Below are 13,462 nucleotides of genomic sequence, written 5' to 3' on the forward strand. Positions count from 1 at the left end.
CTTTGAAAAACAATATGTCGCTTAATGCGGTGTCCAGTCTTACTGGAGCAGATCAAAGAGCTTGCTGAAGTTAAAAACGCAGGACAACTTAGTAAGACCCGATTAAGCAAAGAGTACCCATTTTTAGCAAGCCAAAAACAGATTATTTTATTGCCTTACTCTCCAATTTCAAGAAGCCATATTTCGAGTGATACCTATCCAGAAAAGAAGATTAATCGAACAAAAATCATCAACACATTTTGGAAAAGCGAGCTAAATCTTAGTTATGATGCTGCGGAAGGATTAATTTTAGTTTGTTCATTTCTAGCCAAGAATGTTGACCGTCATACCCTTGGATTAGGGATAAGCAAAACCAAGATAGCGGTCTCTTTGGGAATGAGTGTTCGGCGTGTATCCGATATTTTAGAGCGACTTAAGGAGCTAGGTTATGTGAATTTTTACAAAGAAAAGGTTAAGCGAGGCAATCTAAGTTTGGGAACTTTCGTACAATTAACACACACTTTTTCGACACAGTTTTTGAAATCCATAGATACCCCCACGAAAAACCAAACGGATACCTCATATAAACCACCAGAAAACACATCTCATGAACGTCATTTTGAATTTATGAAAAGACTGAATAACCTACGACTTAACTTAAAGAAGTTCATCATAGATAGCAAAGAGCCGATACCACCAGTCGTTTTGGAGCAGGTGTTTAAGGCCTTAGAATAAAAGAGAACTATAGTTTCACAAGAGTAGATAATAGGTAATTATAGGTTCTCTTCACATGTATAAAAATAAGGCTCCCTCTTGATTTCATAATAAAAATGAAACTATAATTCCACCAAACGTCAATTAAGGAAATTTTATTTCCATTATGAAAAATAAAAATGTTAAAACTAGACGCACTGCTGTTATCTTTCCTAAGAATCAGAAAATTTTGAATACATTGGGAGAGAATATAACACTGGCAATGAAACGACGCGGTATTACCCAAGATATGATGCACAGCAGAACTGGCATATCTAAACCAACCTTACGAAAAATATCAAAAGGTGATCCCTCCGTATCTCTTGGACACTATGTTAACGTACTTTCAGCTCTCGGTTTATTGGATGACCTAGCCAAAGTAGCATTTGATGATGAATTCGGAAGAAAGCTTCAAGATATTGAATTACTCAAGAAAAAACGATAAGAGAGTCAGATATGGAAATCTATGTTTATGCTGATTGGATTAACTCAACTGATTCTATGTTCGTCGGTACATTACGCTCTTCTGAAATTAGAGGAAAAGAACATTTCAGCTTCAGCTACGATGAAGAGTGGTTAACCTCCGAATATGCTCGTCAAATAGACCCCTCTTTACAGTTATATACTGGAGAGCAGCATGCCGAAGATGACCGAAATTTTAAAGTATTTCTAGACTCATGTCCCGATCGCTGGGGACGCCTTTTGATGCAGCGTAGAGAAGCGGTAATCGCTCGCAATGAAAGACGTCGAGCTCGTAAATTGTTTGAAACCGATTATCTCTTAGGGGTACATGATTCATTCCGTATGGGAGCCCTACGCTTTTGTACAACCAAAGGTGGCCTTTTCTTAGATAATAGTGATGATTTAGCAGCGCCAGCTATCACTTGTCTGCCAGAGCTACAACAGGCTGCAAATGGAATTGAAAATACTCCCGATTTCGATAATCCTGACTATTTAAAATGGCTAAACATGTTGACATCTCCGGGTTCATCATTAGGTGGTGCTCGTCCTAAAGCCTCAATTAGAGATAAAGATCAAAGCTTATGGCTAGCCAAATTCCCAAGCCGTTATGACGAGTATGATATTGGATTATGGGAGTTCATTGTGTATCAAATGGCTTTAGATGCTGGTATCAATATGGCAGATTCAAAAATTGAAGCTATCGGGCATCATCATATATTCTTGACCAAACGTTTCGATAGAACAAAAGATGGTAAGAGACTACACTTTAGCTCAGCAATGACTCAACTAGAGTATTTTGATGGTCATGATGACGGTGCAAGCTATCTAGAGCTCGCTGAGTTCTTAATACAGCACGGCTCGAATACCCAAGTGGATTTGGAGCAACTATGGAAGCGTATGCTATTCAATATCATGGTATCAAATAGTGATGATCATTTACGAAATCATGGCTTTATTCTTGATACGACTGGGTGGCGACTATCTCCAGCCTATGATATTAACCCAACAATGAATGCAATAGGCCTCCACCTAAATATAGATGACACAAGTAATGCTCTTGATATCGACCTTGCATTTGAAGTTGCAGATTACTTTCAAGTTGATGCACAAACAGCGAGTGAGATTTATAAAAAAATGCGTAACGTTGTTTCAGGATGGGAAAGCCTTGCACAAAAACTTGGAGTACCAAAAGGCGAAAGAGACCTCCTAAGAGATTGTTTTATAAAAGAGTAAAGCTAGCACTTCAATCATGCGTAAGATTAAACTTTGTGGGGCTAAAATATCCTCTTAGAGTCAATATTTGTAGTTGTGGTAATAACGACTGTAAAGACGATCTTTCCTCTTTAACCTCATACCAAGTGGGGAGTGGATTGGGTAGTAAAATTAAAGAAAAAAAACCAAAAATCCATAACCCACTGTTTGAAAGCAAAATAATAAAACCACTCCACAAACAGATCCAGAACATTGAATAACAGTTCGTCAGTAACACACTGTGGATAGCCACTAGCTGAATCAGTGTTGATTAGATCAAGAGAAGCTCCTAGTTTTAGGGGCTTTTTTTATGGACACAATAATGACAATCAGGATGACTAAGTGAGCAGATTATTACGCAGGAGATGTACTTAGCACAAAAGATAGATACAGCGATAGATAGAACAGAGCAGGTGTGCAAAAGGACTTTTAATATTTAGAAGAGGTATTGCAAGTGGATGAAGAGTGTTACTGTAAAACTGAGGGAAAACTGGTTTTAGAGAGAAAGTGACGCAAGTTGCTAATGCAACCTGCGTCGACTTAAAATCTTATAGAGCTACAACGTTTGCAGCTTGAAGACCTTTTTGGCCTTGCTCTACTTCGAAAGACACTTGTTGGCCTTCTTTAAGAGTCTTGAAACCTTCAGAAGCGATTGCACGGAAGTGTACGAATACGTCAGCGCCGCCGTTGTCTTGAGTTAGGAAACCGAAGCCTTTCTCTTCGTTAAACCATTTTACTACGCCGTTTGTTTTGTTAGACATGATGTGTCCCTTATATAAAAATAAAAAATTAATCGCCAAAAGTGCGATGCGCTGAAAGCTTGAATTATTTAATGTATCTATGAAGCCAAGGGAAACACTGAGAATAACAATGAAGCAATACTAAGGGTTTTACTTTACAACTGGATGTTTCATTTAATAACCCTGAAAACAGAGCAAGCACATTCTTGGTGATCCTGACCAGGTTGTAAAGCGTTATTTGAATAAAATGACTATTTTTTGTTCAATTAACTTCTATTCAGCCCCACAACATCACTGAACTTCATTTACAAAGCTATGATCTGAAGAAATTTACTCTTCCGCGGTTTGGTTCGGGCAACACACACGGCCAGTAATAATGTCCTACTAGAATCAAGAGTACGACAAAAGCAAAAACACGCGCCGTGGTAGCACTCTCCACGTAACTAAACTACCTGTATCTTCACACCTAGTTCTCGTAAAGCATCAAGCACCTTAGGGTCAGCGCCGTCATCTGTAATCAATGTGTCAATCTGAGAAGCGGTAGCGAGTAACTTTCCACCATGCTTACCTACTTTGCTGCTATCTATCAGAGCCACAATACGATCACCATACTCCAGCAGCTTTTTCTCTGCCATATAGACCAATAGATCAGAGGTATGCACACCAGCTGTCGTAACACCCGTACCCGTAAAGAAGACAAAACGACTTTTATGGTCATCTGCTGCTTCTTCATCTGGAGAAATAGTGATCTGACGTTCGGGTAGATATTGGCCACCAAGTATGATGATACTTTGATGATCTTGACTAATCAGCTGATAAGCCAATGGCATAAAATTCGTCACAACTTGCACATCACGATGCGCTAAATGCTCTCCCATCAAAAAAGTCGTATTGCTACCACTCACAATAATACTGTCGTGTTCTTCACACATATCTGCCGCAGCTTTAGCAATTCTCTTTTTCGCTACATAGCTTTCTATATCTGTTTCGCAGGGGATAAAGCTGCTTGGTGCATGAGTTGCGGCTAGGGACAAGTCAAAATTGATTACCTCTGCCCCATTACGGATTTTTTTCAGCCTCCCTTCTTCCGCCAACTTTGTAATGTCCCGACGAGCTGTAGATAAAGAGATATCTAACATCTTCACATAGTCATTTGTCGTTATAAACGTATGACTCGTTAGATGATCTAACAAGCTTCTATGACGCTGAGCTTCATTCATTGTTCATACCATTAAGTTCTTTTGAATTATTTTGACGCATTATGAACTTTTGAGCAATTAGATTCTCAAAATGAACTCTTTTGAATTAATTTGACTCAAAATATGTGATCAAAACCATTATTTTGTTCATGATAAATCAAAAATGACTTTACGTGACCGTATTTGACCACTTATAGTCAATTTGCGTCATGAGAAGTCACTGGAGAGTAAAATGAAATACCAAGCAGTAATGATTGATTTAGATGGAACACTGTTAAGTGATGCTGAGCAGATCTGCGTGACTAACAAACAAGCGATTTGTCTTGCAGTTAATAATGGATATCAGGTGAGCTTGGCGAGTGGTAGACCGCACCAGCTGATGATGCCATATGTTGACCAGCTTCAATTATCGCTACCAATCATCTGCTGCAATGGTGCCTATATTTATGACCCTAAAACACAACGTGTTCAACATCAGCACACAATTAGTCATGAATCACTAACGGGTCTGTTGAGCTTACTGAATGATGGACATTTCGCCTTCACCATCTATTCAAGTAAAGGCATCTTTGCTCAAAAAGAATCAACTCATACAAAGGGTTTAGAAAAAAAGGCTGAGGTTATTAATGCCGCAATGGAGCTGCAGATTATCCCAACGCTGACCGAACTCATCGCTCGCAGTGGCGATGTATACAAAGTATTAGTGTCTAGCCAAGACAAAGAATCTCTAAACCAGTTACGAGATTCCTTAAAAACGCACTTCCAAGCTGACTTATCAACACCGAATAAATTGGACATTACGTCTAAAGCAGCCACCAAAGGCCACGCTCTTCAGCAGTGGCTAAATGACCAAAGAATTTCATCTCATAACACCATTGCTTTTGGGGATGGGGACAACGATGCCTCTATGTTCCGACTTGTCGGAGAACCTGTCGCAATGGCTAATGCCAGCCCTGCTTTAAAAGGCATGGCTAATCTAATTGTTACCAATAACAACGGCTGTGGAATTGGCCAGTACCTTCGCTTGATAGTGCAAGAAGGCCAACACACATGCCAAAACACTTTTAGTTACTAAGGATAAATCATGAAAAAAGTAAAAATTGCCGCAGGATTAGCACACGTAGATTACGGCCACATTGCAGACGTAGTGAAAGAAGTATCTGATGCTGGTGCCGATTACATCCACTGTGATGCAGCAGATATGCATGACCTGAAAAACCTGCAATTGATGGGGGGGCATCAAATTGTTGAAGGCATTCGTCCTTACACTGAAAAGCCAATTGAAGTTCACGCTTACTTCAAAGATTGCGACAAATTATTTATCGATAAAATCGCTGCTGCTGGTGCAGACATGCTGATTCTACCAGCTGAGCATTTTATCGGTGCTCCTCTGTGTTACATCATTAAGTACTGTCAAAACCACGGAATGAAATTTGGTTTAACCGTTGGTGCATTAACGCCAGTGTCATTTGTTAAAGAATCTATCTACTACCTAGACCGTTTACACATTGTTATTCACGGCATTACTGATGGCGATGATGAATGGTTATGGCGCAAATCTGCGATTGCAATGATCCGCGAAGCACGTGAACTCATCAACGAACGCAACCCTAACTGTGAGCTATGTGTTGATGGCGGTATCCGTAACCACAACATCGAAGAACTGCTTAATGAAGATATTGACGTGATGGTTGCATCGACAAATATCTTTGGCCACAAAGACGGCATCACAGCAGGCGTTCGTGACTTCCGCGCAGCAATCGACCAACTGGAAGATAAAGCAGCGGCAAACACAAAAGAAGTCGAAACCGTTTAAGTAATTGCCTAGCGCAGCTTCTATCGAATCGATGCGCCACAGCAATCTAGAAATAACGGTGCTAAACCTACCCCCCTCTATGCTCGGGTTTGGCACCACTACCAAGGATTAAACCATGACACAGTTTCAACACTATCAACCGACCAAGCTAACCTTTGGTGCGGGTGAGATTCAGAAAATAGGTCAGCTTATCGCTCAATATGGCACACGTTGCCTAGTCGTATCCGAACCTATTTTTGATGCAGTAAAGCCAGCCTATGACCGCATTTTTACTTTGCTTTCAGAGCAAGGAATTGAAGTGACTCATTTTGATGGTGTCGTACCGAATCCGCCTACAACCGTCGTTGAACTTGGCCGCCAAGTGGCCATCGGAAATAACTGTGATGTGGTTTTGGCCATTGGTGGTGGTTCATCGATTGATACAGCAAAAATCATTTCGGCAACGATCAATGCAGAGTCTCTAGATTGGGCTCATTGGTTTGCCACTTATGATTCACCGTTTGGGGACGTCAACCCACTACCCGTGAAAGTCGTACCTTTGATCGCTGTACCTACAACATCGGGAACAGGCTCTCAAGTGACGCAAGCGGCAGTGATTACCGACCTTGAGCAACATGCAAAGCTAACACTGTTTCACCCTGAATTTTTCCCTTGTGAAGCGTTAATCGATCCAGAGCTCATGCTGACACTGCCTCCACGTATGACAGCTATGACCGGATTTGATGCTTTTTCACATGCGTTTGAATCATTTACGGGTACTCGACCATCTCCATTTGTTGATGGTATGGCGTTAGAAGCAATGAAGCTTGTCATTGATCACCTACCGAGTGTTGTCGACAACGGCGCAGATTTACATGGCCGCTGCCAACTCGCGAAAGCAGACACACTTGGCGGGATCTCGCTAGCTAATGGCGGTGCGGGGGCACCACACCCTTTAGGCGAAATCTTAGGTAGTAGCAAAACAAACCTACCACATGGATTAACACTCGCAGTGGTTTATCCAGCTTATGTACAACTTCAATGGCGCAAGCAACCAGAGAGATTTGCTCAAGTGGCTGAGTTATTTGGTGCTGTGGGAAGTACCGAAGAAAAAGCTCAATCATTAGCGGCTGCTCTTGTGAAATTCCTTGAACGTATCTGTCTTGAATCGAACTTAACTCAAGTAGGTGTCACCAAAGAAGATGTTCAAAAGTTGGAGCCGGATTTTTGCTTTGATCTACCACTAACCAGTGGTGAAGAAATGAAAAAAGTATTGCAGGCCAGTTTGGTTGAATAAGCGACAGTCACAAATTCACGTTTGTCATAATTAAAGAAAATGGAGATTGAAACATGGAGTGCAAGAACAACACTTTAGGTCATACAGCTTTGAAATTGGAAAGAGAGGAATTCATTGCCAGTAACCTGAAAGCGTTGGTCTTTGACTTCGATGGCCTTCTCGTCGATACCGAAACCTGTATGTTCAAAGCCTGGGAAGCTTTGTTAAAACCATACGGAGTTGAAGTTTCGCCACTCCAGGTTGCTGGCCTAGTTGGGAGCTCAGCGCCAGCAACCTACCTTTATCAACTATTCAACAAAGCGTCGAATCAAAAGCTGTCCGATTCACAAATTCGCGATCGAGTGATCGCTCATGCCTACCAATTAATTGCTTCAATAACAGAACGAGAAGGTGTCCGTCAGTATCTAGACTTTGCTAAATCACACTCATTGAGCATTGCACTGGCCACCAGCTCAGAGGCTGAACATTACATGCCAATTCTGAATCGTTTGAACCTTACACCCTATTTTGACTGTTTTATCGGAGCAGAAGACATTGCCTCAGATAGACGGAAACCACATCCCGATGTGTATTTAGCGGCATTAGAACAACTCGGTGTATCTGCCCATCAAGCCATCGCTTTCGAAGATTCCCCTCCTGGAATTATGGCGGCTCGATCGGCAGGAATACCAACAGTTGCAGTAACCAATTTGCTCACTCGTCACCTCGATGTCTCGCTAGCCAACGTGGTGCTGAGTTCGATGAATGATCAAACGCTACTGCAATTGATAAACCAACTTACCGAGAATGAACGATGAATAAATTAGAACAACTGAAAAAGCACACCACTGTCGTTGCCGACACAGGTGATATTGATGCTATTGCTGCATTTCAACCTGAAGACGCCACAACTAACCCATCTCTAGTACTAAAAGCCGCAGAAATGCCGCAATACGATCACTTAATCGCCGATGCGATCACTTGGGCAAAAGCACAAAGCAACGACAAATCACAACAGTTGATCGACGCTGGAGACAAACTGGCGGTCAACATTGGATTAGAAATTCTAAAAACGGTACCGGGGCGCATCTCAACAGAAGTCGACGCTCGTATGTCATTCGACAGAGTCGCAAGCTTGGCAAAAGCTCGAAAGCTTATCGGCATGTATAACGAAGCTGGCATCAGTAACGACCGAATCCTAATTAAGTTAGCGTCAACTTGGGAAGGCATTCGAGCAGCTCAAGAGCTAGAGAAAGAAGGCATCAATTGCAACCTAACGCTGCTGTTCAACTTTGCACAAGCCAAAGCCTGTGCAGAAGCCGGTGTATTCTTAATCTCACCTTTTGTCGGTCGTATCCTAGATTGGTACAAAACCAATACCGATAAAAAAGAGTACCTTCCTCATGAAGATCCTGGTGTCGTTTCAGTCTCTGAAATTTACAACTACTACAAAGATCATGGCTACAACACGGTTGTGATGGGCGCGAGCTTCCGTAATGCCGATGAAGTCCTAGCATTAGCGGGCTGTGACCGTTTGACCATAGGTCCTGCAATTTTAGACCAACTTGCAGCACAAGAAGGCTCTGTTGAGCGCCTACTCTTTGCCGACCGTGACACCATCAAAGAGACACCAACAGCTATGACTGAAGCACAGTTCCGCTGGGAGATGAACCAAGACCCGATGGCAACAGAAAAGCTCGCCGAAGGCATCCGTAACTTTGCCGTCGATCAAGGCAAGTTAGAAACCATGATCGAAGCACGCCTGTAGGAGAAGCAGAATGATTACACGAACTAAATTAGCTGACGCTATTCGCGTTCTAAGCATGGACGCTGTACAAAAAGCAGGATCGGGCCACCCCGGAGCACCGATGGGCATGGCCGATATCGCTGAAGTTCTATGGCGTGATTTTCTAAAACACAACCCGAGCAACCCTAACTGGGCCGACCGCGACCGTTTTATCTTGTCGAATGGCCATGGCTCAATGCTTATCTATAGCTTGTTACACCTATCTGGTTACGAGCTATCAATGGATGACATCAAATCTTTCCGTCAATTACACAGTAAAACCGCAGGTCACCCTGAATACGGTTACGCTCCAGGTATTGAAACCACTACCGGCCCATTAGGACAAGGCATCACCAACGGTGTCGGCATGGCTTTGGCTGAAAAGGTGCTGGGTGAACAGTTCAACCGTGAAGACCACGATATTGTTGATCACCACACCTACGTGTTCATGGGTGACGGCTGCATGATGGAAGGTATTTCTCATGAAGCATGTTCACTTGCCGGTACGCTTGGACTAGGGAAACTGGTCGCTTTTTGGGATGACAATGGCATTTCGATTGATGGCGAAGTCGACGGCTGGTTCTCTGATGACACACCAAAACGTTTTGAAGCCTACGGTTGGCATGTTATTGCTGATGTTGATGGTCATAACGCTGATGATATTCACAAAGCAATTACTGAAGCTAAAGCCGTAACAGATAAACCAACCTTAATTTGCTGCAAAACCGTGATTGGTTTTGGCTCACCAAACAAGTCAGCCAGTCATGACTGTCATGGTGCTCCGTTAGGTGCTGATGAAGTCGCATTGGTTCGACTCAACCTCGGCTGGGACCATCCTGAATTTGAAATTCCTCAAGATGTATACCAAGCATGGGATGGGAAAGAGAAAGGACAAAGCAATGAAGATGATTGGCAAACACGTTTCAATGCTTATCAAGAGGCGCACCCAGAATTAGCCGCTGAGTTTTTGCGTCGTAGCCAGAACCTATTACCTGAAAATTGGGATCAGCACACTCAAGACCTAATCCAGACTTTGCAAGCGAATCCACAAACCATCGCGACTCGCAAAGCATCACAAAATACTATTGAAGCATTCGGACCATTACTGCCAGAGTTTTTGGGAGGTTCTGCCGATTTAACCCCTTCAAACTTAACTAACTGGTCAGGCTCAAAAGCAATTACCGCTCAAGATGCGTCAGGAAACTACTTGAGTTACGGCGTTCGTGAATTTGCGATGTCTGCAATGATGAATGGCGTGGCGTTGCATGGAGGCTTTATCCCATACGGCGGTACGTTCTTGATGTTCATGGAGTACGCTCGTAACGCGCTTCGTATGGCAGCACTAATGAAGCAACGCAGTATCTTCGTTTATACCCATGACTCTATCGGTTTGGGGGAAGATGGTCCGACACACCAACCGGTTGAACAAATCGCATCGCTTCGACTTACCCCAAACATGAGCACTTGGCGTCCTTGCGACCAAGTAGAAACCGCGGTGGCTTGGAAGTCTGCTATCGAACGTTTTGATGGTCCAACGTCATTGATTTTCTCTCGCCAGAATCTTGTTCAATTCGAGCGTGATCAAGACACGCTTTCCAATGTAGCGAAAGGTGGATACATCCTTTCTGACTGTGAAGGCGAACCACAACTTATTTTGATTGCAACCGGCTCTGAAGTGGCACTTGCCATGGAAGCAAAAGCACAACTCAGCCATATTCGCTGCCGCGTAGTTTCAATGCCGGCCACCGATATTTTTGACGCACAAAGCGCGGAATACAAGGAACAGGTTTTACCAAGCCATGTGACAGCACGAGTTGCCATAGAGGCTGGTATCCGTGACTACTGGTTCAAGTATGTCGGGCTACACGGCGACATTGTGGGAATGACAAGCTTTGGTGAATCAGCACCAGCAGAACAACTCTTCGAAATGTTTGGATTTACGGTTGAAAACATCGTTGAAAAATCCCTAGCGGTTCTGGAGAAGTAATATGAGCATGGCACAACGCTTTATTGAAAACCAAAGCCAAGACTGCCTGCGAACTAAGGCTGCAAAAGTAGCCTTAGAGCAAGTCCTAAAAACGCTAACACCTTCTAGCGTGATTGGTATCGGCACAGGTGCAACAGTTGAAGTATTCATTCAACTATTGAAAGAAAGTGGCGCTGAGTTTGCTCACTGCGTATCCAGTTCGGTTCGCTCAAGTCGAGCTTTATCCTCTGCAGGGCTGAATGAGATATCCATATCTGAATGTGGCCGTGTTGATTTCTACATTGATGGCATTGATGAAGGTCTTACAACCGGCATGACCGTGAAAGGTGGTGGTGCAGCACTGGCTCGTGAAAAAGTACTCGCGACGCTTGCGCTAAGCTTCATCACCATCGCAGATAGCGGTCGATTGGTCACTCAACTCGGAAAGTTTCCACTCCCTGTAGAGGTTTTACCTGCCGCACAAACCGCTGTGTTTAATGCCTTACAAAGCCTTGGTGGACACCCGACGTTGCGCCAAGACTGCACCACTGATAACGGCAATATCATTCTCGATGTTGCTCATTTGGACATCGCTGAACCAAAACGATTAGAACTCCAAATTAACGCTATTCCTGGCGTCGTCGAGAACGGTATTTTCGCGCAAAGATCGGCTGATTTCATGGCTTTTTCGAATGCAGAAGGTACGTATTTATTATCAAAGCAACACGTTCAATAGCTGGGATTTATAATCAAAATGAGACCTCGCTTGCAAGTCTATTTACAAGCATGTCAGTAAGGATAATTTAGGAATAAAACATGACGGAAAGCAATTTTTCAGCTCAAACACTGCGCTATTTTGATTCAAATATTGAAACGTTTACGCGTGATCTATCTGAGCTAATTGCTATTCCGTCTGTACGAGATATCAGCAGCTGTTCACCCAATGCTCCTTTTGGTTTACCGATTAGAAACGCATTCGACTTTCTCATTAACTGGGCGAAACGAGAAGGGTTTGAAGTCCGTGATCATGATGGTTATGCCTTGGACATCAGCTTTGGCGAAGGCTTACAAGAAATCGGCATATTGCATCATGTAGATGTGGTAGAAGCAGGTAATTTGGACTCATGGTTAACCCCTGCATTTGAGATGCACCAACAAGGTGATGACTTATTGGGGCGAGGCGTTACCGACAACAAAGGCCCGTTAATGGCCAGTCTGTATATTCTCAAGATGTTTAAAGCGCTTGATGTAACACTCGACAAAAAAATAAGAGTGATCATCGGCGGCGCAGAAGAGACAACTTGGGAATGTGTAGAGCATTATTTTAATCATAACCCTCAACCGGATTATGGTTTCTCTCCAGATGGCGACTTCCCAATCGTTAATGGAGAAAAAGGCATCCTATATGCGTCATTGCAACGAGAATTCCCAACTCACAATGGCCTAGGAACTTGTCAGATCGTAAGCATTGAAAGTGAGCGTGACAGAACATCCACCTGCTATCAATTATCGATTTATCTGACAGGAGAAAAAGCGGCTGAAGTAGCAGCAACATTTGAAACTTCAGCAACGGTCACTCTTGCCAATGTGGCACAAAGTGACAACCACCAACAAAAGGAGTTGTACTGCGTTGAGTTGTCAACGCCGTGGGAGAAATCTCGCAACCCGCATAAGGTCGATAACTGTATGGATCAGTTTGTTCGTCACATGCGACATGTTGAAGGGTTAGACACTAACTCTCGAAATTTAATTGATTTACTAGACGCGTGTTTTAGTGATTCCAATGATGCTTCGAAATTAGGGCTAGCACACCAAGATAAGGAAATGGGGTCGACTACATGCTGTGTCTCCTCCATCAATTTGAATCAACATGGCTACAACTTGGATTTTGATTTTCGGTTTCCTAAAGGACTGACTATCGATCAAGCTCGTACCCAACTCCAGTATGTATCCCAACAATACGGAGTGAGATTGATTGAACACCAGTACTTACCTCTATCTTACCTCTCACCCGAAAGTGAACTTATCCAAGCAATGGGAAAAGCTTATTCCGAAGTTACCAAAATGGACGCTCAGTGCTTTAGTAAAGGTGCGGCTTCTTACGCGCGCGCGCTAAACAATGGTGTGGCATTCGGACCTACTTTTCCTGGTGATGTGACTCGTGTCCATGAGCCTAATGAAAGGCTCAGCCTCGAGTCATTAAAAAGAGCAATAACAATATACGTGAAAGTTCTCATATCACTTTAGGAGTAAAT

At 43.1% G+C, this 13,462-nt stretch carries 13 protein-coding genes; 11 read left to right on the forward strand and 2 right to left on the reverse strand.

The features are described 5' to 3' along the window. Positions 1-24: 24 nt before the first annotated feature. The 3 genes from ACED59_RS10645 to ACED59_RS10655 all read left to right on the forward strand — a co-directional run bounded on the left by ACED59_RS10645 (position 25) and on the right by ACED59_RS10655 (position 2,427). Complete coding sequence (locus tag ACED59_RS10645; RefSeq protein WP_017099285.1) at positions 25-714, forward strand: hypothetical protein; 690 nt, start codon at positions 25-27, stop codon at positions 712-714. A 145-nt stretch (positions 715-859) separates the two neighbouring features. Further along, positions 860-1,177 carry a helix-turn-helix domain-containing protein gene (locus ACED59_RS10650; RefSeq protein ID WP_017099284.1) on the forward strand — a complete coding sequence of 106 codons (318 nt, stop codon included), beginning with the start codon at positions 860-862 and terminating at the stop codon, positions 1,175-1,177. An 11-nt stretch (positions 1,178-1,188) separates the two neighbouring features. Continuing rightward, positions 1,189-2,427, forward strand: a complete 1,239-nt coding sequence (locus tag ACED59_RS10655; RefSeq protein WP_017099283.1) for a type II toxin-antitoxin system HipA family toxin — start codon at positions 1,189-1,191, stop codon at positions 2,425-2,427. Between the two features lie 566 nt (positions 2,428-2,993). Here ACED59_RS10655 and ACED59_RS10660 read toward each other — a convergent pair. Beyond that, entirely contained in the window at positions 2,994-3,206 is a 213-nt protein-coding gene (locus ACED59_RS10660) for a cold-shock protein (RefSeq protein WP_004735656.1), read from the reverse strand. Between the two features lie 422 nt (positions 3,207-3,628). Continuing rightward, positions 3,629-4,405: an HTH-type transcriptional regulator UlaR gene (gene ulaR, locus ACED59_RS10665; RefSeq protein WP_017099282.1), complete on the reverse strand. Its 777-nt coding sequence runs from the start codon at positions 4,403-4,405 to the stop codon at positions 3,629-3,631. Between the two features lie 211 nt (positions 4,406-4,616). On the opposite strand from ulaR, the gene ACED59_RS10670 reads away from it, so the two are divergent. The 8 genes from ACED59_RS10670 (at position 4,617) to ACED59_RS10705 (ending at position 13,454) form a co-directional block, all read left to right on the forward strand. Further along, positions 4,617-5,459, forward strand: coding sequence for a Cof-type HAD-IIB family hydrolase (locus ACED59_RS10670; protein WP_009847986.1), 843 nt, complete (start codon positions 4,617-4,619; stop codon positions 5,457-5,459). Positions 5,460-5,468: 9 nt separating this feature from the next. Beyond that, the gene (locus tag ACED59_RS10675; protein WP_009847987.1) at positions 5,469-6,200 is read left to right on the forward strand and encodes a ribulose-phosphate 3-epimerase; all 732 of its coding nucleotides are present in this window, start codon (positions 5,469-5,471) and stop codon (positions 6,198-6,200) included. A 115-nt stretch (positions 6,201-6,315) separates the two neighbouring features. Next, a complete protein-coding gene (locus tag ACED59_RS10680; protein WP_017099280.1) occupies positions 6,316-7,476 on the forward strand; it encodes an iron-containing alcohol dehydrogenase in 1,161 nt (386 codons plus the stop codon). A gap of 53 nt (positions 7,477-7,529) precedes the next feature. Beyond that, positions 7,530-8,273: an HAD family phosphatase gene (locus tag ACED59_RS10685; RefSeq protein ID WP_017099279.1), complete on the forward strand. Its 744-nt coding sequence runs from the start codon at positions 7,530-7,532 to the stop codon at positions 8,271-8,273. After that, on the forward strand, positions 8,270-9,223 hold the full coding sequence (gene tal, locus ACED59_RS10690; protein WP_017099278.1) for a transaldolase: 954 nt from the start codon (positions 8,270-8,272) through the stop codon (positions 9,221-9,223). The genes ACED59_RS10685 and tal overlap by 4 nt, the downstream gene beginning before the upstream one ends. Before the next feature lie 10 nt (positions 9,224-9,233). Next, positions 9,234-11,228: a transketolase gene (gene tkt / locus ACED59_RS10695; RefSeq protein ID WP_017099277.1), complete on the forward strand. Its 1,995-nt coding sequence runs from the start codon at positions 9,234-9,236 to the stop codon at positions 11,226-11,228. A gap of 1 nt (position 11,229) precedes the next feature. Next, on the forward strand, positions 11,230-11,943 hold the full coding sequence (gene rpiA, locus ACED59_RS10700; protein ID WP_017099276.1) for a ribose-5-phosphate isomerase RpiA: 714 nt from the start codon (positions 11,230-11,232) through the stop codon (positions 11,941-11,943). A gap of 80 nt (positions 11,944-12,023) precedes the next feature. Continuing rightward, positions 12,024-13,454, forward strand: a complete 1,431-nt coding sequence (locus ACED59_RS10705; protein ID WP_017099275.1) for a Sapep family Mn(2+)-dependent dipeptidase — start codon at positions 12,024-12,026, stop codon at positions 13,452-13,454. Positions 13,455-13,462 lie beyond the last annotated feature (8 nt).

Source organism: Vibrio sp. FF266 (assembly GCF_041439695.1).
Lineage (GTDB): Bacteria > Pseudomonadota > Gammaproteobacteria > Enterobacterales > Vibrionaceae > Vibrio > Vibrio tasmaniensis_A.

What these genes read in the sequence shown, in the direction of transcription:
- ACED59_RS10645 (WP_017099285.1), top strand. Translation starts at nt 25, where the DNA reads ATGCGGTGTCCAGTCTTACTGGAGCAGATCAAAGAGCTTGCTGAAGTT.
- ACED59_RS10650 (WP_017099284.1), top strand. Translation starts at nt 860, where the DNA reads ATGAAAAATAAAAATGTTAAAACTAGACGCACTGCTGTTATCTTTCCT.
- ACED59_RS10655 (WP_017099283.1), top strand. Translation starts at nt 1,189, where the DNA reads ATGGAAATCTATGTTTATGCTGATTGGATTAACTCAACTGATTCTATG.
- ACED59_RS10660 (WP_004735656.1), bottom strand. Translation starts at nt 3,206, where the DNA reads ATGTCTAACAAAACAAACGGCGTAGTAAAATGGTTTAACGAAGAGAAA.
- ulaR (WP_017099282.1), bottom strand. Translation starts at nt 4,405, where the DNA reads ATGAATGAAGCTCAGCGTCATAGAAGCTTGTTAGATCATCTAACGAGT.
- ACED59_RS10670 (WP_009847986.1), top strand. Translation starts at nt 4,617, where the DNA reads ATGAAATACCAAGCAGTAATGATTGATTTAGATGGAACACTGTTAAGT.
- ACED59_RS10675 (WP_009847987.1), top strand. Translation starts at nt 5,469, where the DNA reads ATGAAAAAAGTAAAAATTGCCGCAGGATTAGCACACGTAGATTACGGC.
- ACED59_RS10680 (WP_017099280.1), top strand. Translation starts at nt 6,316, where the DNA reads ATGACACAGTTTCAACACTATCAACCGACCAAGCTAACCTTTGGTGCG.
- ACED59_RS10685 (WP_017099279.1), top strand. Translation starts at nt 7,530, where the DNA reads ATGGAGTGCAAGAACAACACTTTAGGTCATACAGCTTTGAAATTGGAA.
- tal (WP_017099278.1), top strand. Translation starts at nt 8,270, where the DNA reads ATGAATAAATTAGAACAACTGAAAAAGCACACCACTGTCGTTGCCGAC.
- tkt (WP_017099277.1), top strand. Translation starts at nt 9,234, where the DNA reads ATGATTACACGAACTAAATTAGCTGACGCTATTCGCGTTCTAAGCATG.
- rpiA (WP_017099276.1), top strand. Translation starts at nt 11,230, where the DNA reads ATGAGCATGGCACAACGCTTTATTGAAAACCAAAGCCAAGACTGCCTG.
- ACED59_RS10705 (WP_017099275.1), top strand. Translation starts at nt 12,024, where the DNA reads ATGACGGAAAGCAATTTTTCAGCTCAAACACTGCGCTATTTTGATTCA.